Source organism: Modestobacter sp. KNN46-3 (assembly GCF_011039295.1).
The window spans coordinates 35,631-58,329 of the sequence record NZ_JAAKGN010000009.1 but is presented as its reverse complement, the minus strand read 5'-3'; the positions used below and the strand labels follow the sequence as shown (position 1 = coordinate 58,329).

Genomic DNA, 22,699 nt, shown 5'->3' with positions numbered 1-22,699 from the left:
CCCCAGGTGGCAGGCGTCGTGGTAGGCCACGGTGACCTCCAGCGGGTGCCGCGGGGCGACGCTGCCGAGGTCGGCGAGGAACTCCGAGACGTCCCGCACCTTGGCGGAGAAGGCCTTCGCCCGCTCGGCGTAGTCCGGGTCGTCGGCGAGGACGTCGGCGTACTCCTTCATGCTCGACCCGCAGCCGGCCGCGTTGACCACGACCGTGTCGACGCCGGCGGCCTCGAAGGCGTCGATGGTCGAGCGGGCGAAGGACTCCGCCTCCTGCTGACGGCCGTTGTGCACCGACAGCGCCCCGCAGCAGCCCTGCTTGCGGGGGATGATCACGTCGCAGCCCTCGGCGGCGAGGACCCGCGCGGTGGCGGCGTTCACGCCGGGGAAGAACTCGCCCTGCACGCAGCCGGTCAGCATGCCCACCACGGCCCGCCGGGTGCCGGCGGCCGGCACGCGCTCGGGCAGCTTCTCCCGCTTCTCCAGCACCGGCGCCAGGCCCTCCATGGCGGCCAGCTTCGGTGCGAGCCGGTCCAGCAGCCCGCTCTTGCGCACGACGCTCGGCAGCCCGCTGGCCTGGTAGGCCCGCAGCGGACCGCGCAGCGCCCGCAGCCGCTTCTTGTAGGGGAAGAGGGCGAAGATCGCCGCGCGCATCGCCCGGTCGCCCGGGCTGCGCGTGTGGTGCCGCTCCACCTGGACGCGGGTGGCCTCGATGAGCTTGTCGTACTGGACGCCGGAGGGGCAGGCGGTCACGCAGGCCATGCAGCCCAGGCAGGCGTCGAAGTGCTGCACCATCGTGTCGCTGAGCGGCGCGCCCTGCAGCCCGGCCTTCATCAGGTCGATGCGGCCGCGCGGGGAGTCCATCTCCTCGCCCCACAGCGTGTACGTGGGGCAGGTGGGCAGGCAGAACCCGCAGTGCACGCAGTCGCTGATCAGCTCCGCCGAGGGCGGGTGGTCGTCGTCGAAGGCGGGGCGCACGGTCGGGGTGCCCACGGGCACGGGGCCGGCGGCGAGTGCGCCGGCCTTGTCCGGATCGCTCTGCGGCTCGTCGGAACGGGCGCGGGTGGACTCGACCATTAGATGCCTCCGACGAACCGGCCGGGCGCCAGGCGGCGCTCGGGGTCGAACTGTTCCTTCACACGGCGCATCAGGTCGATCGCCGGCACCGGGCCCCACGTGTCGACCGCCGTCTTGACCGCCGGGGGACCGTCGAGGACGACGAGCGAGCCGCCGTGCTCGGTGCAGACCGCCCGGGTCCGGGTGACCACGTCGGCCAGCGCCTCCACCGGGGCGTCGGCGCCCAGCGCGGCGTAGAGCACTCCGGCGCCGCCGGAGCCGCGCACCGTGAGGGCGATCCCGGCGTCCTCCGCGGCCCGGCGGGCGGCGGTGAGCACCGGTGCCAGCCCGGACAGCGCGCAGGTGAGCTTCAGGCCGGTCGACCCGGGCTCCTCGGTCCACGGCAGCACGCCCCAGCCGGCGGGTGCGTCCTCGGCGGCGGACGCGCCGTCGCCCAGCAGCTGCCGGGTGCTCGCCGTCCGGGCCTCGACGCCGGCCGGGGTGCCCTCCAGCAGGACGCCGACCGTGCCGGCACCGTCGACGCGCCACTCCACCTCGACGGCGGCCGGCACGACCTGCGCGTGCACCACCGACTGGACCAGCCGGGAGGCGTCCTCGGGAGTGCCGAACGGGACGGAGACGAACCGGCGGGCGGCCGGCACGGGGTGCAGCCGGAACACCGCCCGGGTGACGACGACGAGGGTGCCGAACGAGCCGATGACCAGCTTGCCCAGGTCGTAGCCGGCCACGTTCTTGACGACCCGGCCACCGGCCTTGGCGACCACGCCGTCGGCGCGCACCACGGTCACGCCGATCAGCAGGTCGCGGGCGGTGCCGACGGCGACCCGACCGGGACCGCTGGCGTTGGTGGCCAGCATGCCGCCGACCGTGCCGCCGGCGATCGGCTCGTCCAGGGCGAGTCGCTGCCCGGCCGAGCTCGCGGTCTGCTGGACGTCGGAGAGCAGCGCGCCGGCCTCGGTGTCGACGATGAGGTCGCCGGCGGCGTGGTCGAGCACCCGGTTCATCCGGCTGAGGTCCAGCACCACGTCGGCGGACTCCGGCGGCCGGCCCCAGGTGAGCTTGGTGCCCTGGCCGCGCGGGACGACGGTGAGCCCGGCGGCCGCGGCGGCGCGCAGGACGGCGGCGGTCTCCTCGGTGGAGCCGGGCCGGGCGACGAGTGCGGCGGGCACCCCGTCGACGGCGTCGGCGGGCGTGGCGTCGGTGATCTCCCCGCAGGCGTCGGCGAGGGCGGTACGGGCGCTGTCGAGGTCGACGGTGGTCATCAGAACGCGTCCGCCAGACCGGCCTCGACCAGCGGGTGCGCCTTCTTCCGCTTGCCGGGCACCTCGCCGCAGAGCCGCGGGGTCGGGAAGACCTTGCCCGGGTTGGAGATGTTGCCCGGGTCGAAGGCGCACCGGACCAGCTGCATGGTGTCCAGGTCGTCGTCGGTGAACATCTTCGGCATGTAGGCGGCCTTGTCCACGCCCACCCCGTGCTCGCCGGTGATCGCCCCGCCGTGGGTGATGCAGAGGTCCAGGATCGCGCCGCTGACCTTCTCCGCGGCCTCGCCGGCGCCCTCCTTCTCTCCGTCGAAGAGCACCAGCGGGTGCAGGTTGCCGTCGCCGGCGTGGAAGACGTTGGCCACCCGGACGCCGGAGGACTCCGACAGCTCGGCGATCGCCCGGAGCACCTCGGGCAGCGCGGTCCGCGGGATCACGCCGTCCTGCACGATGTAGTCGGGGCTGATCCGGCCCACCGCGGCGAAGGCGGACTTGCGGCCGCGCCAGATCAGCGCGCGCTCCATGGCGTCGGTGGCCAGCCGCAGCTCGAAGGAGCCGTTCTCCTGGCAGAACCGCTCGACCAGGGCGTACTCGTGCTCGACCTCGGCCGAGGCGCCGTCGAGCTCGATGACCAGCACCGCGCCGGCGCCGTCCGGGTAGTTGCAGTGCACGGCGGCCTCGGCGGCCTCGATGGCCAGCGCGTCCATCATCTCGATCGCGGCGGGCAGGACGCCCGCGCTGATGATCGCCGAGGTGGCGGCGCCGGCGTCGTCGGTGGTGTGGAACCCGACGAGCAGGGTGCGGACCTCCTCGGGCAGCCGCACCAGCCGGACGGTGGCGGTGGTGGCGATGCCGAGGGTGCCCTCGGAGCCGACGACGGTGCCGAGCAGGTCGTAGCCGGGGGAGTCCGGCGCCAGGCCGCCCAGCTGCACGACGTCGCCCTGCGGGGTGATCAGCTCGGTGCCGAGCACGTGGTTGCTGGTGAACCCGTACTTCAGGCAGTGCGCGCCGCCGGAGTTCTCGGCCAGGTTGCCGCCGATGGAGCAGATCTGCTGGCTGCTGGGGTCGGGGGCGTAGTAGTAGCCCTCCGGGGTGGCGGCCCTGGTGACGTCGAGGTTGATCACGCCGGGCTCCACGATCGCGCGCTGGTCGGCGCGGCGGACCTCGTGGATGGTGCGCATCCGGGAGGTGACCAGCAGGACGCCGTCGGCCCGGGGGAGTGCACCGCCGGACAGCCCGGTGCCCGAGCCGCGGGCGACGAACGGGACGCCGTGCTCCGAGCAGGCCTTGACCACCGCGGCCAGCTGCTCGGTCGTCTCCGGGAGGACCACCAGTGCGGGGGTGACCCGGTAGTGGGCCAGGCCGTCGCACTCGTAGGTGCGCAGCTGGGTCGGGTCGGCGATCACCCCGGTCTCGGGCATCAGCTCGCGGGCCACCCGGCCCACGGCCGCGATGCCCGCGGCGTTGTCCCCTGCCTCACCGGTGGCCGACGTGGCCTCGGGTGGGGTGTCGCCGAGGACCGGGCCGGCCGTCGTCTCGGTGCCGTGCATGCCGCTCATGAGGTTCCGCCTTCGTTGCCGGACCTGCTGTGACGTGCGATCTGGTGCGGTCCCCGCTGACCACCGAAATGGCCATTTCGGTGGCCAGCGGGGGTGTGCCCCTGGGGGCCAAAATAGCGACTTTGGCCCCCAGGGGCGGAGATCAGGGCATGCGCTCGTAGGCCGGGACGGTCAGGAAGTCGTTGTACTCGTCGCCCAGGGCCATCTCGGTGAAGAGCGCACGGGCATCGTCCCATCGGCCGGAGGAGTACGCATCTCCCTTGGCCTCGGCGATGGCGGCCATCTCCTCCTCGATCACCCGCTGCACGAGCTCGGTGGTGACCTGCTGGCCGTCGTTGAGCGACACCCCGTTGTGCAGCCACTGCCAGACCTGGCTGCGGCTGATCTCGGCGGTGGCGGCGTCCTCCATCAGGCCGTTGATGCCGGCGGCACCCGAGCCGCGCAGCCAGGACTCCACGTACTGGATGCCGACGCTGACGTTGGCCCGGAGGCCCGCCTCGGTGACCTCGCCCGGGGTGGCCTTCACGTTGAGCAGGTCGGCCGCGCTGACCGACACGTCCTCACGCAGCTTGTCCAGCTGGTTCGGCCGCTCGCCGAGCACCTTGTCGAAGGCGTCCATCGCGGTCTGGACCATGCCCGGGTGGGCCACCCAGGAGCCGTCGAAGCCGTCGTTGGCCTCGCGGCTCTTGTCCTCGGTGATCTTGTTGAACGCGAACTCGTTCTTCTCCGGGTCCTTGCTCGGGATGAACGCGGACATGCCGCCCATCGCGTGCGCGCCGCGCTTGTGGCAGGTGCGCACCAGCAGCTCTGTGTAGGCCCGCATGAACGGCACGGTCATCGTGATCGAGTTCCGGTCGGGGAGGGTGAAGTCCTCACCGCGGGTGCGGAACGTCTTGATCACGCTGAAGAGGTAGTCCCAGCGGCCGGCGTTGAGGCCGGAAGAGTGCTCGCGCAGCTCGTAGAGGATCTCCTCCATCTCGAAGGCCGCCGGGTAGGTCTCGATCAGGCAGGTGGCCCGGATGGTGCCGCGCGGGATGCCCAGCTGGTCCTGCGCGAGGTTGAAGGCGTCGTTCCAGAGCCGCGCCTCGAGGTGGCTCTCCATCTTCGGCAGGTAGAAGTACGGGCCCTGACCGCGGTCGATCTGCTTCTGCCCGCAGGCGGAGAGGTAGAGCGCGAAGTCGACCAGGCTGCCCGAGGTCTGCTCACCGTCGACGGTGATGTGCTTCTCCGGCAGGTGCCAGCCGCGGGGGCGGACGATGATCGTGGGCAGCTCGTCGTCCGGCTTGAGCTCGTAGCTCTTGCCCTGCGGGCTGGTGAAGTCGATGGTGCGGTCGATCGAGTCCATCAGGTTGAGCGGACCGTTGACGACGTTCTCCCACAGCGGGGAGTTCGCGTCCTCCTGGTCGGCCAGCCAGCACTTCGCGCCGGAGTTGAGCGCGTTGATGGTCATCTTGCGGTCGGTCGGGCCGGTCATCTCCACCCGGCGGTCGACCAGGCCGGGGGCCGGCGGGGCCACCCGCCAGGAGTCGTCCTCGCGGACCGAGGCCGTCTCCGGCAGGAAGTCCAGCGTGCCGCCGTCGGCGAGTGCCTGCACCCGCTCCGTGCGGGCCTGCAGCCGCTCCAGCCGACGGCCGTTGAACTCGCGGTGCAGCAGCGCGATGAGCTCCAGAGCCTGAGGCGTCAGGACCTCGTCGAACCGCGGGCCCATCGGGCCGGTGATCTCCACGCCGTCGACGGTGCTCATTGCTCTCCCTGGGGGTCGGTGCCGTCCGGCAGTGCCACCGAGGCGTTCCCCGGGCCGGCGGGACGGGCCGTACGAGTGGTGTCACCTTCCGAGAAGCGGAAGGTTCCATCTGTGATGTGGAAAACGTATCCTCGGTCACCAGTGGGGTCAAGACGACCGCGGGCGCTCCGGTGCCCGGCGGCCGTGCGGCCCCGGGTTCCCGGGGAGCGAGCACGGTGGCGGGCCCCGGGTGCGCGGGACGACGGAGGAGTGGCATGGCCGAGACCGGCGGCGCGATCAGCGGTTCCGACGGGGGCGTGCAGTCCCTCGAGCGGGCCTTCCTGCTCCTGGAGCTGATGGCGGAGGACGGCGGCGAGGTCGCGCTCTCCCGGCTCGCGGTGGACAGCGGCCTGCCACTGTCCACGATCCACCGGCTGGTCCGCACGCTGGTCGCCCGCGGGTACGTACGCCAGCTCCCCTCCCGGCGGTACGTGCTGGGCCCCCGGCTGATCCACCTCGGCGAGAGCTCCTCGCGGACGCTCGGCACCTGGGCCCGGCCGCACCTGAGCGACCTGGTCGACTCCACCGGGGAGACGGCGAACCTGGCGATGCTGGACGGCGACCGGGTGGTGTACGTCGCTCAGGTGCCCTCCAAGCACTCGATGCGGATGTTCACCGAGGTCGGCCGCCGGGTGCACCTGCACTGCACCGGGGTCGGCAAGGCGCTGCTGTCCCAGCTGCCCGTCTCGACCGCCCGTGAGCTGCTGGAGCGCGGCGGCATGCCCCGCCGCACCGACAAGACGATCACCGACCCCGACGAGCTGCTGGCGTTGCTGCCGCAGATCGCCGCGCAGGGCTACGTGCTGGACGACGGTGAGCAGGAGATCGGCGTCCGCTGCGTCGCCGTCCCGGTGCCCGGCGGCCCGGCGCAGACCGCGATCTCGGTCTCCGGCCCCGAGGGGCGGGTGCCGATGGAGAGCGTGCCGGCGATCGTGGCGCTGCTGCAGCGGACCGCCGCCGGGCTGGCCGCCGAGCTGCGGGAGGACGGCGCCCGCGCGCTCAGCGGCCGGTCCAGCTGACCTGTCCACGGTCCACGAACGCCCGCACGCCGGCCCGGAAGTCCGCACTGCCGAACACCTCCCGCACCAGGTCGTCGCCGTCGGGCAGGTCGGCCCGGCGCAGCCGCGCCACCGCCTGGCCGGCGGCCTTCATGCTCAGCGGCGCGTGCCCGAGCAGCGTCTCGACGAGCGACGCCAGCGCCGGGTCCAGCTCCCCGTCGGGCACCACCTCACCGACGAAGCCGGCGGCGGCCGCGTCGGCGGCGGACAGCAGCTTCGCGCGCAGCAGCATGTCCAGCGTGCGACCGGGGCCCAGGTGGTGCACCAGCAGCGAGTAGGTGTTCATCGACAGGCAGTTGCCCAGCGTGCGGGCGATCGGGACGCCGAACCGGGACGACGCCGTCGCCACCCGCAGGTCGCAGGCGGCGGCCAGGGCGAGCCCGCCGCCGACACAGGAGCCCTCGACCGCGGCGACGGTCGGCACGGTGACGTCCTCCAGGCGGTTGACCACCCGCTCGATCCGGGCCTCGTAGGCGATCCCGTCGTCCCCGCTGGTGAACTCCAGGAACTGGGCGATGTCGGTGCCGGCCACGAAGGCCCGGCCGCCGGCGCCGCGCAGCACCAGCACCCGCACCGACTCCTCGGCGTCGGCCCGGGCGCAGGCCTCCTCGAGCCCCTCGTACATCGCGAAGGTCATCGCGTTGCGGGCCTCGGGGCGGTTGAACAGCACGGTCAGCACCGCGCCGTCCTGGGTGACCTCGAGCTCGCTCATGCGTCGTCCTCTCGGCTGGATGGGGCGACGGCGTCGACGACGTCGGCGGGGACGCCGTACCGGGTGAGCACCGCGCGGGTGTCGGCGCCCAGCGGGGGGCCGGCGACGCCGCGGACGGCGGGGGTCCGGGAGAACCGCATCGGCGAGCCGATCTGCCGCACCGGCCCGAGCGTGGGGTGCGGCGCGTCCCAGAAGAACTCCCGGGCGTTCAAGTGCTCGTCGGTGAACACCTCGCCGTAGTCGTTGATCGGGGCGCACGGCACCCCGGCCGCACCCAGCGCGGTGAGCAGGTCGGCGGTGGTGCGGGTCCGGGTGCGGCTCTCCACGACGTCCAGCAGCTCGCCGCGGCGGGCGTGCCGGCGGCTGGCGTCGGCGTAGCCGGGGTCGGCGAGCTCGTCGGCCATGTCCAGGGTGGCGCAGAGCCCGGCCCAGGTGTTGGGGGTGTTCGCGCCGATGGTCACCCAGCCGTCGGCGGTCTGGAACGCCTGGTAGGGCGCCTGGCTCTGGTGCGCCGAGCCCAGCGGGCCGCCCACCTCGCCGGTGGCGAACCACTTGCCGGCCTCCCACACCGCGAGGCTGACCCCGGCCTCGAACAGCGAGACGTCGATCGACTGGCCGACGCCGGTGCGGTCCCGCTCGCGCAGCGCCGCGGTGACCGCGAGTGCCAGGTAGAGGCCGCAGACCAGGTCGCAGACCGGGACGCCGACCTTGACCGGCTCGCCGCCCGGCGTGCCGGTGATGCTCATGATCCCGCTGCGCGCCTGGGCCATGATGTCCAGCCCGGGGAGCGGGGCGAGCGGCCCGTCCTGCCCCCAGCCGGACCCGGAGGCGTGCACCACCCGCGGGTTGACCGCCCAGATCCCCTCGGCGTCCAGCCCCAGCCGGGCCATCGCGCCGGGCCGCAGGTTCTCGATCACCACGTCGGCGGAGGCGACCAGGTCGAGGAACGCCTGCTTGCCGGCGGGTGACTTCAGGTCCAGCGCGACGGACTCCTTGTTCCGGTTCAGCCGCAGGTACGGCGAGCTCTCGCCGTCGACGAACGGCCCGCTGGCCCGGACCGGGTCACCGGACCGGGGGTCCTCGACCTTGACCACCCGGGCGCCCAGGTCGGCCAGCTGCATCGCGGCGTACGGCGCCGCCATGAAGACGCCGACCTCCAGCACGGTGATGCCGGTCAGGGGCGGCTGGTCCGGCGGTGCGGGTGTGCTCACGTCTGCCTCCGCGGGTGGTGGTGGTCTCGTCGTGGTGGGGATGTCGTGGTGGGGATGTCGTGGTCGGGACGTGACCGCGCCCCGGTGGCTGGGTGCCGACCGGGGCGCGGGTGGTGCGGGTGCTGCTCAGAGCCAGCCGGGCACGATCAGGATCAACCAGGTGATCGGCGGGATGAGCGCGACCATCGAGAAGCCCCAGACGGTCAGGTTCTTGAACGTCCGCTCCCGCTCGGCCTCGGTGGCGTTGGCGACGACGAGTGCCCCGCTGGTGGAGAACGGGCTGGAGTCGACGATCGAGGAGGACATCGCCAGCGCGGTGATCAGGCCGATGGCCCCGATCGCGTTGTCGCCCTGGAGGAAGGGCACGGCCAGCGGGATCAGCGCGCCGAGGATGCCGGTGGTGGAGGCGAAGGCCGAGACGACGGCGCCGATGTAGCAGATCAGCAGCGCGGCGATCAACGGGAGGCCCATTTGGGCGACGTTGTCCCCGAGCCAGCCGGGCACGTTCTGGTCCTGCATCAGCCCGACGAACGTGACGATGCCGCAGATCAGCAGCACGGTCGGCCAGGCGATCTGGCCGACGGCGCCCTTGGCGCCGCGGGGGGCGATGACCGACAGGATGACGCCGACGGTGATCGCCATCAGGCCGATGTCGAGGTCCAGGGGGAGCAGCGACCCGACGACCAGGATGACCAGCCCGATCAGCGTCAGCGTGCGGTCCCGGTCGAGCGTGGTGACCGGGTCGGGCGCGTTGTCGACGGCCAGCGCGGTGGTCTGCAGCGCCTTCTGGTCGGCGCGGTCCTCGACGTGGGAGTGCTGGTGGCCCGGCTCGCCGTGCCGCGCCTCGGTGACCCGGCCGCCGGAGACCGCCGCACCGGCGGTGCCGGTGCTGCCGATGGCCACGCCGCGGGCAGGGCCGCCGGGGATGTCCTCGCCGGTGTCCTCGGTGGCGTCCCCGGCGACGGAGGCCGCCACGAAGTCGTCGTCGCGCTTGTCGGTCAGGTCGACCCGCCCGCCGCCGAGCAGCTTGCGGCCGCCGAACAGGAAGAAGACGGCGATGGAGAGCAGGATGTTGATGACGATCGAGGCACCCCAGAGGAACAGCGGGCTGCCCTCCAGGCCGTTGTCGGCGACCACGGTGTTGGTGATGACACCGAAGATCGACAGCGGCGAGAACCCGCCGGCGGTGGCGCCGTTGATGATGAACAGGCCCATCAGCACCGGGTTGATCTGGTAGCGCCGCGCGAAGGACATGCCGACCGGGGCGATGATCGCCACCACCGCCGGCACGACGCCGCCGATGGCGGTGAGCACGCCGGTGACGGCGAACATCGCCCACGGGATGGCTGCGAGCCGGCCGCCGGATGCGGTCACCGCGGCGTGCACCAGCCAGTCGACGGTGCCGTTGTTCTTCGCGATGGCGAACAGGTACGTCACCCCGACCAGGACGACGAACAACGACCCGGGGAAGAAGCCGAAGACCGCGTCGTCGTACGTCGGGTCGCCGTCGGTGCCGTAGATGAAGTAGCCGGCGATGAACGCCGCCACCAGCGCCAAGGCGCCCATGTGCACGGGCATCACCGTGGCGATCAGGAACACCACCAGCAGGATCGAGATCAGCACGAGCTGTACGGACACCGGCGTCCCCAGGGTTCGGTCGAGGCGGGTGTCACCCGCCGGTCAGGCGCTTCCGCGATACGGAACCGCGCTTTCGCTAGCGGGGATTAGATGGTGTGGCGCGGCCAGTGTCAAGGGTCACAGGACGTCCGAGATGTCTCTGCGCCAATCCGCCTGCCGGTAGTAGCCTCCCGCATGGTGGACTTCCGGTGTCGAGCCGGGGATCCGGACGAGAGGGCCACACCCATGGAGGCACGGGCATGTCAGTGACGACGACGACCGGCGGGCGCCACTTCCTGCAGATCCCGGGGCCGACCAACGTGCCCGACCGGGTGCTGCGGGCGATGTCCGCCCCGACCATCGACCACCGCGGCCCGGAGTTCGCCGCCCTCGGCCTGGAGGTCCTCGAGGCCGTCAAGCCGGTCTTCGGCACCACCCAGCCGGTGGTCATCTACCCCGCCTCGGGCACCGGGGCCTGGGAGGCGGCGCTGACCAACACGCTCTCGCCCGGGGACAAGGTGCTGGCCTTCGAGACCGGCCACTTCGCCACCCTCTGGCAGGACATGGCCAGCCGGCTCGGCCTGCAGGTCGAGTTCGTGGCCGGCGACTGGCGGCACGGCGCCGACCCGCAGGCCGCGCAGGAGCGGCTCGCCGCCGACACCAGCCACGAGATCAAGGCCGTCATGGTGGTCCACAACGAGACCTCCACCGGCGTGACCAGCCGGGTCCCCGAGGTACGCAAGGCCATCGACGCCGCCGAGCACCCGGCCCTGCTGCTGGTCGACACGATCTCCTCGCTGGGCAGCATCGACTACCGGCACGACGAGTGGGGCGTCGACGTCACCGTCGCCGGGTCGCAGAAGGGGCTCATGCTCCCGCCGGGGCTGAGCTTCAACGCGGTCAGCGAGAAGGCGCTGCAGGCGTCGAAGACCGCCGGGCTGCCCCGGTCGTTCTGGGACTGGCAGCCGATCCTGGCCGCCAACGAGCGCGGCTTCTTCCCGTACACGCCGGCCACGAACCTGCTGTACGCGCTGAAGGTGGCGCTGGAGATGCTGGACGACGAGGGCCTGGCCAACGTCTACGCCCGGCACACCCGGCACGCGGAGGCCACCCGGGCCGCCGTGCGCGGCTGGGGGCTGGAGGTGCTGGCCCTGGACGAGCGGGAGTACTCCGGCTCGCTGACCGCCATCTACCTGCCGGACGGCGGCGCGGACGCGATCCGCGAGGTGATCCTCCGCGAGTACGACATGTCGCTGGGTGCCGGGCTGGGCAAGCTGGCCGACAAGGTCTTCCGGATCGGGCACCTGGGCCACTTCAACGACCTGACCCTCGTCGGCACCCTGGGCGGCGTGCAGATGGGCCTGGTCCGCAGCGGCGTGCAGATCGACCCGAACGGCATCCAGGCGGCCCTCGAGCGCCTGCAGCAGGCATGACGGCGGCCCCCGAGCGCCCCCGCGTGGGGGTGGCGGACCTCGAGCAGGAGCTGACCCGGGCGCTGGACGGCGAGGTCGCCTTCGACGACTACACCCGGCACCTGTTCAGCCAGGACGCCTCGATGTACACGATGACCCCGGTCGGGGTCGCCTACCCGGCGCACACCGCCGACGTGGTGGCCGCGGTGCGGCTGGCCCGCGAGGCCGGCATCCCGGTGCTCGCCCGTGGCGCGGGCACCAGCCTGGCCGGGCAGACCGTCGGCCCGGGCCTGGTGCTCGACCTCTCCCGGCACATGCACCGGATCACCGAGCTGGACCCCGAGGCCCGCACCGCCCGGGTCGAGCCGGGCGTCGTCCAGGACGACCTGAACCGGGCCGCCGCGGCCGCCGGGCTGATGTTCGGGCCGGACACCTCGACGTCCAACCGCGCCACCATCGGCGGGATGATCGGCAACAACTCCGCCGGCAGCGGCTCGGTGCGCTTCGGCATGACGATCGACCACGTCGAGGAGGTCGACGTCGTCCTGGCCGACGGGTCGACGGCCACGTTCGGCGTCGTCGACGAGGCCGAGCGCGCCCGCCGGGCGCAGGGCGACACGCTCGAGGCGGAGATCTACCGCCGGCTGCCCGAGCTGGTCGCGGAAAACGCGGAGGCGATCGCCACCGGGTTCCCGTCCTTCTGGCGCCGGGCCGGGGGCTACCGGCTCGATCGGCTGGCCGAGGGGCAGCCCTTCGACCTGGCCAAGTTCCTGGTCGGCTCCGAGGGCACGCTCGCGATCATCACCGCCGCCCGGGTCGGGCTGGTGCCCAAGCCGTCGAAGCAGGTCTTCGCGGTGGGCCACTTCGAGACGGTGCAGGCGGCGATCAACGCCACCGAGGACGCGCTGACGGTCGACCCCGCCCAGGTGGAGCTGCTGGACCGCACGATCCTCGACCTCTCCCGGCAGAAGATCGAGTACGCCGGGCTGGGCAAGATCCTGCAGGGCGACCCCGACGCGCTGCTGTTCGTCTCGTTCACCGGGGACGACGAGGCCCAGTTGGTCGAGTCGATGGACCGGCTGATCGAGCTGTGGGAGCGCAACGGGCACGGCTACCACACGCTGCGGGCGGTCACCCCGGCCCAGCAGGGCGCGCTGCTCAAGGTGCGCAAGTCCGCCCTGGGCCTGCTGATGGCCAACTCCGTGGGCGCCCGCCGGCCGCTGGCGTTCATCGAGGACACCGCGGTCGACCCCAAGCACCTGGCCGAGTACACCGCCCGGTTCAAGGACGTGCTGGACCGGCACCAGCTGGAGGCGGGCTTCTACGGGCACTGCTCGGTCGGCTGCCTGCACATCCGCCCGTTCGTCGACCTGAGCCAGCCCGGCCAGGTCGAGGTCATGCGCTCGGTGGCGGTGGAGATCAAGGACCTGGTGCGTGAGTACGGCGGGGTGAACTCCAGCGAGCACGGCGACGGCCTGGCCCGCAGCGAGTTCAACCGCGAGCTGTTCGGCGACGACCTCTACGAGGCGATGCGGCAGGTCAAGGGCCTGTTCGACCCGCAGGGCACGCTCAACCCCGGCAAGATCGTCGACTCCCCGGCGATGACCGAGCACCTGCGGGACGCGAACCCGCCGACGCCCGGCCCGCTGCGCACCCGGCTGCAGTTCGACGTCGTCGGCGGGATGTTCGGCGCCGCCGACCGCTGCATGAACATCGGGCTGTGCCGCAAGTCCACGACCGGGGCGATGTGCCCGTCCTACATCGCCACCCGGATGGAGGAGCACTCCACCCGCGGCCGGGCCGGCGCGCTGGTCAAGGCGCTGAGCGAGGGCGACCCGCACACCGCGCTGGCCGACGAGCGGCTGCACGAGGTGCTCGACCTGTGCCTGATGTGCAAGGCCTGCAAGAGCGAGTGCCCGCTGGGCGTCGACGTCTCGGCGATGAAGAGCGAGGCGCTGGCGGCCAAGCACGACGTGCACGGCACCCCGCTGCGGTCGCGGGCGTTCGGGGCGATCCGGACGCTCAACCGGCTGGGCTCGGCCACCGCGCCGCTGTCCAACCTCCCGCTGCGGATCAAGCCGCTGCGGGCGCTGATGGACTCCCGCCTCGGCATCGCGCGCCAGCGGGACCTGCCGGTCTTCCACCGGACCACCCTGATGCGCTGGTTCAAGCGGCACGAGGCGCCGGCGGCGCTGACCCAGCAGCCGGTCACGATGCTGGCCGACTCGTTCACCAGCTACACCGAGCCGGGCATCGGTCAGGCCGTGGTGCGGCTGCTGGAGGCGGCCGGGCACCCGGTGCGGCTGGAGAGCAAGGGGTGCTGCGGCCGCGCGAGCATCTCCAAGGGCTTGCTGGACGACGCCCGGGGCAAGGCGCAGAAGCTGGCGGCGAACCTCTGCGAGGGCTCCGAGCCGGGTTCGCCGATCGTGGGCTGCGAGCCCTCCTGCATCCTCACGCTGCGCGCCGAGCACGTGGAGCTGCTCCCCGACGACCCGAACGTCCGGGACGTCGCGGCGCGGGTGAAGCTGCCGGAGGAGCTGCTGGTCGAGGCGATCGACGACGGCCGGCTGCAGTTGCGGGCGGACAGCTGGCTGGCCGGGCGCACGGTGGTCTTCCACGGCCACTGCCACCAGAAGGCCGAGGCCGGGACGGCGGCCACGGTGGCCCTGCTGTCGCGGATCCCCGGGGTCACCGTGCAGGAGCTGGACGCCGGCTGCTGCGGCATGGCCGGGTCGTTCGGTTTCGAGTCCGAGCACTACGACGTGTCCCTGCAGGTGGGGGAGGACCGGCTGTTCCCGGCCGTCCGAGCCGCCGCGCCCGACGCGGTCATCGCCGCGACGGGGGTGTCCTGCCGCCAGCAGATCTTCCACGGCACGCAGCGCACCGCCTGGCACCCGGCGGAGCTGGTGCTCGAGGCGCTACAGGTGCCGGCCTGACCCCAGGCTGAGCGAGTACCGCCGGACGGGCGGCGACCGGACCCCAGAGGTCCGGTCGCCGCCCGTCCTGCTTCTGGGAGACGCGGCTCACCGGAAACCCTTGTTGCATGCTGCAACAAACGGGTGCACGATGGTTGCTGTCTACATGTACCGGGTTCCCGGCGCGCGGGGCCGATCGGCCACCGGACGGCGCTCGCCCCCGTACTCGCAACGTCCAGGAGAGCCACGGATGAGCAGCTCCGCACCGCCCCGGCCGGCCGCCGGGGCGACCGCCGGCCCGGCGGCGCCCGGCCCCGCCGAGCAGCAGGGCCGGATGACGCACCGGCAGATCCTCAGCGCGCTGTCGGGGATGTTGCTGGCGATGTTCGTGGCGTTCCTGTCCTCGACCGTCGTCTCCAACGCCCTGCCGACGATCATCACCGACCTGCGCGGCTCGCAGAGCCAGTACACCTGGGTGGTCACCGCCACCCTGCTGGCCTCGACCGCGTCCACGCCCATCTGGGGCAAGCTCGCCGACCTGTTCAGCAAGAAGCTGCTCATCCAGATCGCGATCGTGGTCTTCGTCGTCGGCTCGATGCTGGCCGGGCTCTCGCAGTCGCTGCCGACGCTGATCGGCTGGCGGGTGCTGCAGGGCCTGGGCCTGGGTGGGCTGCAGGCGCTGGTGCAGATCGCGATGGCGGCGATGATCAGCCCGCGGGAGCGGGGTCGGTACTCCGGCCTGCTCGGCTCGGTGATGGCGGTCGCCACCGTCGGTGGCCCGCTGATCGGTGGCCTGCTGGTCGACACCAGCTGGCTGGGCTGGCGCTGGTGCTTCTTCGTCGGCGTCCCGTTCGCCCTCGTCGCCCTGGTGCTGCTGCAGCGGACCCTGCACCTGCCGGTCACCAGACGTGCGGTCTCCATCGACTACCTGGGTGCGACGTTCCTGACCGCCGGCGTCTCGGCGCTGCTGATCTGGGTGACCCTGGCCGGGGACAGCTTCGCCTGGGCGTCCCTGGAGACCGCGCTGTTCGTCGGGGGCGGCGTGCTCGCCCTCGTCGCGTTCGTGGTCGCGGAGCTGCGTGCGGAGGAGCCGATCGTCCCGCTCCGGTTGTTCCGCGACCGGACGACGACCCTGGCGATCATCGCCAGCGTCGCCATCGGTGTCGCGATGTTCGGCTCCACGGTGTTCCTCGGCCAGTACCTGCAGATCTCCCGCGGCTACTCGCCCACGGCGGCCGGGCTGCTCACCATCCCGATGGTCGGTGGCCTGCTGGTCTCCTCGACCGTCTCTGGGATCCTGATCACCCGCACCGGGTTCTGGAAGCGCTACCTGGTCGCCGGTTCGTTGCTGGTGGCCCTCGGGTTCGGCCTGCTGGCCACGATCGACCACGCCACCAACATGGTCGTGCTGGGCGTCTTCCTCGCCGTGCTCGGCGTCGGCATCGGGATGACCATGCAGAACCTGGTGCTGGCCGTGCAGAACACCGTCGCCGCCACCGACCTGGGGGCGGCGAGCTCGGCGGTCGCGTTCTTCCGCAGCCTCGGCGGCACGATCGGCGTCTCGGTGCTCGGTGCGGTGCTCTCCAGCCGGGTGGGCACGCTGATCCGGTCCGGGCTGTCCGACGTGCCGGGCGCCTCCGCGGCGGCCGGATCCCAGGAGATCGGGCTCGCCGACCTCGCCGACGCGCCGGCGCCGATCCGTGCGCTGATCCAGGTCTCCTACGGCGACGCCACCGGGCGGGTCTTCCTCATCGCGGCGCTGCTGTCGCTGATCACGATCGTGGCCGTCCTGCTGATCCGCGAGGTCGCGCTGCGCACCGAGACCGGGGACGAGCGGCTGCGGAGCGAGGGCGGTGCCACCTCGGGCGGTGCGACCGCCGAGGTCGACGCCCAGCTCGCGGGCCGACGCGGCTGACCGCCAGGACGCGCAGAGGCCCGTCCCCCCACCGGGGAGACGGGCCTCCGTGCGTCACGGCCCCCCCTTCAGGGGCCCACCCTGAGCGTGCGAAGGGTGGGGGGAAGGGGGGTCCTTCCTCAGAGGAGCGCGGCGTCCAGGCTGATGTCCACGGCGGCCAGCGCCTTGCTCACCGGGCACCCGGCCTTGGCGGCCTGGGCTGCCTTGTCGAACCCGGCGGCGTCGAGCCCGTCGACCTCACCGCGCACGGTCAGCGCGATGGCGGTGATCGTCGGGGCGCCGTCCTGCTGGCCCAGGGTCACGTCGGCGCTCACCTCGAGCGACTGCGTCGTGCCGCCGGCCTTGCCGATCTCGCTGGACAGCGCCATGGCGTAGCAGGACGAGTGCGCGGCGGCGATGAGCTCCTCGGGGCTGGTGGTGCCCCCGGCCTCCTCGGCCGCCCGCTTCGGGAAGCTGACGTCGAACGTGCCGACCTTCGAGCTGGACAGCTCGACCTGGCCGGAGCCCTCCTGCAGGGAGCCGTTCCAGGCGGTGCGTGCGGTACGGGTGGGCATCGGACCTCCTCTTCGTCGGTGGCGGTCGCGGCGCAGGTCTGCGTCGGGACCGGACACCGGTTCTGACGGGGTCAACCGTTCCGGGCCGCCGGTGTTCCCGCCACCGGACCGGCCCCGCAGCCGACCCGGCCCGTCCGGCCCCGCTGCAGGCCCCGCCGCGAGCTCGCGACTGGTGGGGGCAGCGGGCCCTTCCTCAGGCGGAGGCGCTCGCACGGGTGTCGGCGACCCGGTCGGTGATCAGCCGCAGCTGGCTCTTCAGCTCGTCGAACTGCTGCTGGTTGAGCGCCAGGGCGTCGATCATCTCCGCGGAGATCGCGCACGCCGGGGCCTCGAGGGCCCGGCCCGCGTCGGTGAGGCGGACGGAGACGGACCGCTCGTCGTCGGCCCGGCGGTGCCGGGTCACCAGCCCCGCGGCGGTGAGCCGCTTGAGCAGGGGGGACAAGGTGCCGGAGTCCAGTGCCAGGCGGGTGCCCAGCTGGCCGACGGTCTGCCCGTCCTCCTCCCACAGCAACATGAGGACCAGGTACTGGGGATAGGTGACCCCCAGCTCGTCCAGCATGGGCCGGTAGCGGGCGGTGACCGCCCGGGAGGCGGCGTAGAGCGCGAAACAGAGCTGATCGTCGAGAGCGACGCTCGGCGACGGGATGTCTGTCATGGGGCAAGAGTAGGGCGCGATCCGGCGGCAAGCAGCCATGTGGTCCTCCTCGTCGGCTTTTCTGCCAGGGGCGAAGGTCCCGGAAGGCTGCGGGGCGGCCCTGGACGTGTCCGGGTTGAGTGGAACAGACTCAAGTCCTGGTCCGTTGGACTCCACGAACCGTCCCGTGTCGCAGGAGAGGACAGACCCACCCGCCATGCAGAGCAAGCTCACCACCCGTTCGCAGGAGGCCGTCGCCGCCGCTCAGCGGCTGGCGGTCGACCGGGGCCAGGCGGCCCTCGAGCCCCTGCACCTGCTGGTCGCCCTGCTCGAGCAGGCCGACGGCATCGCCGGGCCGCTCCTGCAGGCCACCGGCGCCGACCCGGGCGACGTCCGGGCCAAGGCCGACGCCGCGCTGCGCCGGATGCCGAGCGTCAGCGGCTCCACCGTGGCGGCCCCCGCGCCGTCCCGGGAGCTGCTCCGGGCGATCAACGCCGCCGGGGAGCAGGCCAGTGCGCTGGGCGACGAGTACGTCTCCACCGAGCACCTGCTGGTCGGCCTGGCCACCACCGACGGTGAGGCCGGCGCCGTCCTGACCAGTGCCGGGGCCACCCGCGACGCCCTCGTCGCGGCCTTCCGCACCGTCCGCGGCAACCGCAAGGTCACCAGCCCCGACCCGGAGAGCACGTTCCAGGCGCTGGAGAAGTACGCCGTGGACCTGACCGCCCGCGCCCGCGAGGGCCGGATGGACCCGGTCATCGGGCGGGACACGGAGATCCGCCGGGTGGTGCAGGTGCTCTCCCGGCGCACCAAGAACAACCCCGTCCTGATCGGTGAGCCCGGCGTCGGGAAGACGGCGATCGTCGAGGGCCTGGCCCAGCGGATCGTCGCCGGCGACGTGCCGGAGAGCCTCAAGGGCAAGCGGCTCATGGCGCTGGACCTGAGCGCCATGGTCGCCGGGGCCAAGTACCGCGGCGAGTTCGAGGAGCGGCTCAAGGCCGTGCTCCAGGAGATCACCGAGGCCGAGGGGCAGGTCGTCACCTTCATCGACGAGCTGCACACCATCGTCGGGGCGGGGGCCAGCGGCGACTCGGCCATGGACGCCGGCAACATGATCAAGCCGATGCTGGCCCGCGGTGAGCTGCGGATGGTCGGCGCGACCACGCTCGACGAGTTCCGCGAGCACATCGAGAAGGACCCGGCGCTGGAGCGCCGCTTCCAGCAGGTCTACGTCGGGGAGCCGTCGGTCGAGGACACGATCGGCATCTTGCGCGGCCTCAAGGAGCGCTACGAGGTGCACCACGGGGTGCGGATCACCGACGGCGCCATCGTCGCGGCGGCCACCCTGTCGGACCGGTACGTCACGGCCCGCTTCCTCCCGGACAAGGCGATCGACCTGGTCGACGAGGCCGCCAGCCGGCTGCGGATGGAGATCGACAGCCGGCCGGTCGAGGTCGACGAGGTCGAGCGGGTCGTGCGCCGGCTGGAGATCGAGGAGATGGCGCTGGCCAAGGAGGACGACCCGGCCTCCCTCCAGCGGCTGGCGGCGCTCCGCGAGGAGCTCGCCGACCGCCGCGAGGCGCTCGGCGAGCTGACCGCCCGCTGGCAGCAGGACAAGACCGCGATCGACCGGATCCAGCACACCAAGGAGGAGCTCGAGGGGGTGCGGCTGGAGGCCGAGCGCGCCGAGCGGGACGGCGACCTGGCCCGGGTCGCCGAGCTGCGCTACGGCCGGATGCCGGCGCTGGAGCGGGCGCTGTCCGAGGCCGAGGCGTCGGTGGCGGCCAGCGACTCGATGCTCAAGGAGGAGGTCGGCGCCGACGACATCGCCGAGGTCGTCCAGGCCTGGACCGGGATCCCCGCCGGCCGGCTGCTGGAGGGGGAGACACAGAAGCTGCTGCGGATGGAGGAGGAGCTCGCGAAGCGGGTCGTCGGCCAGCCCGACGCCGTCCGCGCCGTCTCCGACGCCGTCCGCCGGGCGCGGTCCGGCGTCGCCGACCCGGACCGGCCGACCGGCTCCTTCCTGTTCCTGGGGCCCACCGGCGTCGGCAAGACCGAGCTGGCCAAGGCGCTGGCGGAGTTCCTGTTCGACGACGAGCGGGCGATGGTCCGCATCGACATGAGCGAGTACTCCGAGAAGCACTCGGTGGCCCGGCTGGTCGGCGCCCCGCCCGGGTACGTCGGCTACGAGGCGGGTGGCCAGCTCACCGAGGCGGTGCGCCGCCGCCCGTACACGGTGGTGCTGCTCGACGAGGTGGAGAAGGGGCACCCCGACGTCTTCGACGTGCTGCTGCAGGTGCTCGACGACGGCCGGCTCACCGACGGGCAGGGCCGCACGGTCGACTTCCGCAGCACGCTGCTCGTGCTGACCTCGAACCTGGGGTCGCAGGTGATCGCCGACCAGTCGGTGCCCGACGAGCAGAAGCAGCGGGCGGTGCAGGACGTGGTGCGGGCGCACTTCAAGCCGGAGTTCCTGAACCGGCTCGACGACGTCGTCACGTTCCGCGCGCTGGGCTCCGACGAGCTGGTCGGGATCGTCGACATCCAGGTCGAGGTGCTCGCCCGCCGGCTGGCTGCCCGCCGGCTCACCCTGCGGGTGACCGACGCCGCCCGGGAGTGGCTGGCGCTCAACGGCTTCGACCCGGTCTATGGGGCACGGCCGCTGCGCCGGCTGGTGCAGTCGGCCATCGGTGACCAGCTCGCCCGGGCCCTGCTCGCCGGGGAGATCCGTGACGGCGACGACGTCGTCGTCGACTGGGCGGCCGACGTGGCCGACGGCGACGCCGGGCTGACGGTCACCCGGGCCTGACCACACCCCGTCCGAGCCGAGTGTCGCCCGGTCGCCGTCCACTCCCCCCGAGGACGGCGACCGGGCTCGCTCGGACCGTGCCGCCTGCCGCCGAGGCGCACCGCACGTCGTCCGCTCGGGTGACGGGGGCGGCCGGGAGCGCCTGCGACGGGCCCGGCAGGCGGACGATGAGGTGCCGGGTGGCCTGGGTAGACCATGATCATCCGGAATTGCAAGCCAGAGGTGACCCGAGGAGCCGTCATGACGTCAGGACCGCAGGACCCGCAACAGGGCGGGTACGGGCAGCAGCCGCCGCAGGGCGGGCCGCCCCAGTACGGGCAGCAGCCGGGCTACGGGCAGCAGTCCGGCTACGGGCAGCAGTCCGGCTACGGGCAGGGCGGGCCGGAGCAGCCCGGCCAGTACGCCTACCCCGCCGCACCCGGCGCCCAGTACGGCGGCGCCCCGGAGGCCCCGACGGAGCGACCGACCACCGTCAAGGCCGGGATCGGTGCGTTCCTGGCGAACACGATCCTCGGGCTGATCGCCTCGATCATCACCTTCACCAGCCTCGACTCGCAGATCGACGACCTGGTCGTCGACCAGGCACTGACCCGCGACGAGGCCTCGGCGGCGCTCACCATCGGCGCGGGCATCGGCCTCCTCCTGACGGCGGCCTACCTGCTGGTGCTGTTCTTCGCCTGGAAGGGGCGCAACTGGGCGCGCATCGTCCTCTGGGTGCTGGGCGGCCTGAGCGTGCTGTTCAGCCTGCTGGGGGCAGGATCCCTCGGCTTCCTCGGCCTGCTCGGCCTGCTGCTCACCATCGCCGGGATCGTGCTCCTCGCGCTGAAGCCCTCCAGCGACTGGTACAAGGCGGAGACGCAGCGCCGGAACCGCCTCTGACCCCCGTCAGCGGGAGGTGCGGCTGCGTGGGCCGGACGAGGCCCACGCAGCCGTCGTCCGCGCCAGCAGGCTGGTGGCGGCGGCCGCACAGAGCACCAGCACCAGCAGCGACGAGGCCGCCACGCCCCCCGTCAGGAAGGTCGCGCCGAGGGTCAGCAGCCCCAGCGGCAGGCTGACGGCCAGCCCGGTCCACCGCGCCCACGCCCGGCCGCGGGCGAGGAAGACCGCGGAGACGGCGGCCAGCACCCCGAACACCACGGCCTGGACCAGGTTCAGGAGCACGGCCCGCTCGGCGTCGGAGCGCGGCGAGCCCGGCTGGGCATCGGCGAGGGTGTCGATCACGGTGTCCCGGACGACGAACGTGAGCAGTGCGTTGAGCAGGAGCAGCAGGGCGAGCGCAGCGAGCACCCCGATGGAGACCTTGACCGAGACGGGGGTCTCCGGGCGTGCCGGACCGGAGGGCGGAGGGCTGCTGCTCACCGCGACAGGGTGGCACGCCGGGACGGCAGCTCGGTCGCCTGCCGTGCCGGATGCGATGCTGGCAGCGGCCTGACCAGCGGGCCAGGACCACCGTGCATGTGGTGACCGAGACCAGGAGGACAGCCGCAGTGATGGCCCCCCGGCAGACCCGAGCCGTCGTCCCGTCCCGGATCGGTGGGCTCCTCGCCGTCCCGGTCCTCCTGGCCGGGCTGGCCGGCTGCAGCGGGTCCGACGACGAACCGACCGCGCGCGCCACCCCCAGCGCCACGGCGGCCGAGACCAGCGCCGAACCGACACCGGAGGCCGCTGCGGCGCCCACCGGTCCGATCGGACCGGGCTGCGAGCAGGTCTTCCCCGCAGCCGGTGGTGCGCCGGCGGACCTGGCCACCCAGCCGGTGAGCGCGGCGGTGGGCGCCAACGCCCAGCTGAGCACCCTCACCGCCGCCGTGGGCGCGGCCAACCTGGTCGACGTGCTCAACACCCGCGAGGAGGTCACCGTGCTGGCGCCGACCAACGCCGCCTTCGACGCGCTGGGCCCGGATGCGGTGCCCGCGCTGCTCGGGGACGTCCCGCGGTTGACCTCGCTGCTGACCCACCACGTCCTGCCCGGTCGGCTGGCGCCGGCCGACCTCGTCGGGGACCACGTCACGCTCAACGGGGACCCGATCACCGTCGCCGGGACGGCCGAGGCGCCGACGGTCGCCGCCGAGGACACCCTGGCCGGCGCCGCCCCGGCGACCGTGGTCTGCGGCAACGTGCCGACGGCGAACGCCACGGTCTACGTCATCGACCAGGTGCTCGCCCCCGTCGGCTGAGTCGTGCCGTGCCGAGCGG

17 protein-coding genes are annotated in these 22,699 nt (G+C 72.9%); 7 read left to right on the top strand and 10 right to left on the bottom strand.

Annotated elements, in window-relative coordinates; all coding sequences use genetic code 11:
* The 4 genes from G5C62_RS04650 to aceB all read right to left on the bottom strand — a co-directional run.
* The coding region (locus G5C62_RS04650) for a heterodisulfide reductase-related iron-sulfur binding cluster (RefSeq protein WP_241175698.1) at positions 1-1,068 on the bottom strand (1,068 nt) is incomplete at its 3' end.
* Positions 1,068-2,330 (bottom strand): FAD-binding oxidoreductase, encoded by a 1,263-nt coding sequence (locus G5C62_RS04645; protein ID WP_036336341.1) that lies wholly within the window; start codon positions 2,328-2,330, stop codon positions 1,068-1,070. The genes G5C62_RS04645 and G5C62_RS04650, both read right to left, overlap by 1 nt.
* Positions 2,330-3,886: an FAD-linked oxidase C-terminal domain-containing protein gene (locus G5C62_RS04640; RefSeq protein ID WP_197058473.1), complete on the bottom strand. Its 1,557-nt coding sequence runs from the start codon at positions 3,884-3,886 to the stop codon at positions 2,330-2,332. The genes G5C62_RS04645 and G5C62_RS04640 overlap by 1 nt, the downstream gene beginning before the upstream one ends.
* Positions 3,887-4,028: 142 nt before the next feature.
* Complete coding sequence (gene aceB, locus G5C62_RS04635) at positions 4,029-5,630, bottom strand: malate synthase A (RefSeq protein ID WP_036336342.1); 1,602 nt, start codon at positions 5,628-5,630, stop codon at positions 4,029-4,031.
* A gap of 254 nt (positions 5,631-5,884) precedes the next feature.
* Here aceB and G5C62_RS04630 point away from each other — a divergent pair, with 254 nt between their 5' ends.
* Positions 5,885-6,688: an IclR family transcriptional regulator gene (locus G5C62_RS04630; RefSeq protein ID WP_036336343.1), complete on the top strand. Its 804-nt coding sequence runs from the start codon at positions 5,885-5,887 to the stop codon at positions 6,686-6,688.
* Here G5C62_RS04630 and G5C62_RS04625 read toward each other — a convergent pair.
* The 3 genes from G5C62_RS04625 to G5C62_RS04615 all read right to left on the bottom strand — a co-directional run bounded on the left by G5C62_RS04625 (position 6,669) and on the right by G5C62_RS04615 (position 10,288).
* A complete protein-coding gene (locus tag G5C62_RS04625; RefSeq protein ID WP_036336344.1) occupies positions 6,669-7,439 on the bottom strand; it encodes an enoyl-CoA hydratase/isomerase family protein in 771 nt (256 codons plus the stop codon). The two genes, G5C62_RS04630 and G5C62_RS04625, sit on opposite strands and share 20 nt — an antisense overlap.
* Positions 7,436-8,650: a CaiB/BaiF CoA-transferase family protein gene (locus G5C62_RS04620; protein WP_164700090.1), complete on the bottom strand. Its 1,215-nt coding sequence runs from the start codon at positions 8,648-8,650 to the stop codon at positions 7,436-7,438. Before G5C62_RS04620 ends, G5C62_RS04625 begins: the two co-directional genes overlap by 4 nt.
* 126 nt (positions 8,651-8,776) lie before the next feature.
* Positions 8,777-10,288 (bottom strand): SLC13 family permease, encoded by a 1,512-nt coding sequence (locus G5C62_RS04615; RefSeq protein WP_164700089.1) that lies wholly within the window; start codon positions 10,286-10,288, stop codon positions 8,777-8,779.
* 239 nt (positions 10,289-10,527) lie between these two features.
* Between G5C62_RS04615 and G5C62_RS04610 the strand changes: the two genes are divergently transcribed.
* From G5C62_RS04610 to G5C62_RS04600, 3 genes are all read left to right on the top strand, one after another.
* Complete coding sequence (locus G5C62_RS04610; RefSeq protein WP_164700088.1) at positions 10,528-11,700, top strand: alanine--glyoxylate aminotransferase family protein; 1,173 nt, start codon at positions 10,528-10,530, stop codon at positions 11,698-11,700.
* A complete protein-coding gene (locus G5C62_RS04605) occupies positions 11,697-14,615 on the top strand; it encodes an FAD-binding and (Fe-S)-binding domain-containing protein (RefSeq protein ID WP_164700087.1) in 2,919 nt (972 codons plus the stop codon). The genes G5C62_RS04610 and G5C62_RS04605 overlap by 4 nt, the downstream gene beginning before the upstream one ends.
* 229 nt (positions 14,616-14,844) lie before the next feature.
* Entirely contained in the window at positions 14,845-16,509 is a 1,665-nt protein-coding gene (locus G5C62_RS04600; protein ID WP_164700086.1) for an MFS transporter, read from the top strand.
* A 119-nt stretch (positions 16,510-16,628) separates the two neighbouring features.
* Here the strand turns inward: G5C62_RS04600 and G5C62_RS04595 are convergent, their stop codons facing one another.
* Complete coding sequence (locus G5C62_RS04595; RefSeq protein ID WP_036336349.1) at positions 16,629-17,063, bottom strand: OsmC family protein; 435 nt, start codon at positions 17,061-17,063, stop codon at positions 16,629-16,631.
* Between the two features lie 193 nt (positions 17,064-17,256).
* Positions 17,257-17,718, bottom strand: a complete 462-nt coding sequence (locus tag G5C62_RS04590) for a MarR family winged helix-turn-helix transcriptional regulator (RefSeq protein WP_164700085.1) — start codon at positions 17,716-17,718, stop codon at positions 17,257-17,259.
* Positions 17,719-17,914: 196 nt separating this feature from the next.
* Here G5C62_RS04590 and clpB point away from each other — a divergent pair, with 196 nt between their 5' ends.
* Positions 17,915-20,506: an ATP-dependent chaperone ClpB gene (clpB, locus tag G5C62_RS04585; protein WP_036336351.1), complete on the top strand. Its 2,592-nt coding sequence runs from the start codon at positions 17,915-17,917 to the stop codon at positions 20,504-20,506.
* A gap of 240 nt (positions 20,507-20,746) precedes the next feature.
* Complete coding sequence (locus G5C62_RS04580) at positions 20,747-21,385, top strand: hypothetical protein (protein ID WP_036336352.1); 639 nt, start codon at positions 20,747-20,749, stop codon at positions 21,383-21,385.
* A gap of 6 nt (positions 21,386-21,391) precedes the next feature.
* Here G5C62_RS04580 and G5C62_RS04575 read toward each other — a convergent pair whose 3' ends face one another.
* Positions 21,392-21,865 (bottom strand): hypothetical protein, encoded by a 474-nt coding sequence (locus G5C62_RS04575; protein ID WP_036336353.1) that lies wholly within the window; start codon positions 21,863-21,865, stop codon positions 21,392-21,394.
* 101 nt (positions 21,866-21,966) lie between these two features.
* Here G5C62_RS04575 and G5C62_RS04570 point away from each other — a divergent pair, with 101 nt between their 5' ends.
* Entirely contained in the window at positions 21,967-22,680 is a 714-nt protein-coding gene (locus tag G5C62_RS04570; protein ID WP_206330458.1) for a fasciclin domain-containing protein, read from the top strand.
* The last annotated feature ends 19 nt before the right edge of the window (positions 22,681-22,699 follow it).

Bases quoted from the DNA above. Each gene is read 5' to 3' on its own strand.
- G5C62_RS04640 (WP_197058473.1), bottom strand. From the start codon at position 3,886: ATGAGCGGCATGCACGGCACCGAGACGACGGCCGGCCCGGTCCTCGGC.
- clpB (WP_036336351.1), top strand. From the start codon at position 17,915: ATGCAGAGCAAGCTCACCACCCGTTCGCAGGAGGCCGTCGCCGCCGCT.
- G5C62_RS04590 (WP_164700085.1), bottom strand. From the start codon at position 17,718: ATGACAGACATCCCGTCGCCGAGCGTCGCTCTCGACGATCAGCTCTGT.
- aceB (WP_036336342.1), bottom strand. From the start codon at position 5,630: ATGAGCACCGTCGACGGCGTGGAGATCACCGGCCCGATGGGCCCGCGG.
- G5C62_RS04605 (WP_164700087.1), top strand. From the start codon at position 11,697: ATGACGGCGGCCCCCGAGCGCCCCCGCGTGGGGGTGGCGGACCTCGAG.
- G5C62_RS04630 (WP_036336343.1), top strand. From the start codon at position 5,885: ATGGCCGAGACCGGCGGCGCGATCAGCGGTTCCGACGGGGGCGTGCAG.
- G5C62_RS04580 (WP_036336352.1), top strand. From the start codon at position 20,747: ATGACGTCAGGACCGCAGGACCCGCAACAGGGCGGGTACGGGCAGCAG.
- G5C62_RS04645 (WP_036336341.1), bottom strand. From the start codon at position 2,330: ATGACCACCGTCGACCTCGACAGCGCCCGTACCGCCCTCGCCGACGCC.
- G5C62_RS04625 (WP_036336344.1), bottom strand. From the start codon at position 7,439: ATGAGCGAGCTCGAGGTCACCCAGGACGGCGCGGTGCTGACCGTGCTG.
- G5C62_RS04595 (WP_036336349.1), bottom strand. From the start codon at position 17,063: ATGCCCACCCGTACCGCACGCACCGCCTGGAACGGCTCCCTGCAGGAG.
- G5C62_RS04610 (WP_164700088.1), top strand. From the start codon at position 10,528: ATGTCAGTGACGACGACGACCGGCGGGCGCCACTTCCTGCAGATCCCG.
- G5C62_RS04600 (WP_164700086.1), top strand. From the start codon at position 14,845: ATGAGCAGCTCCGCACCGCCCCGGCCGGCCGCCGGGGCGACCGCCGGC.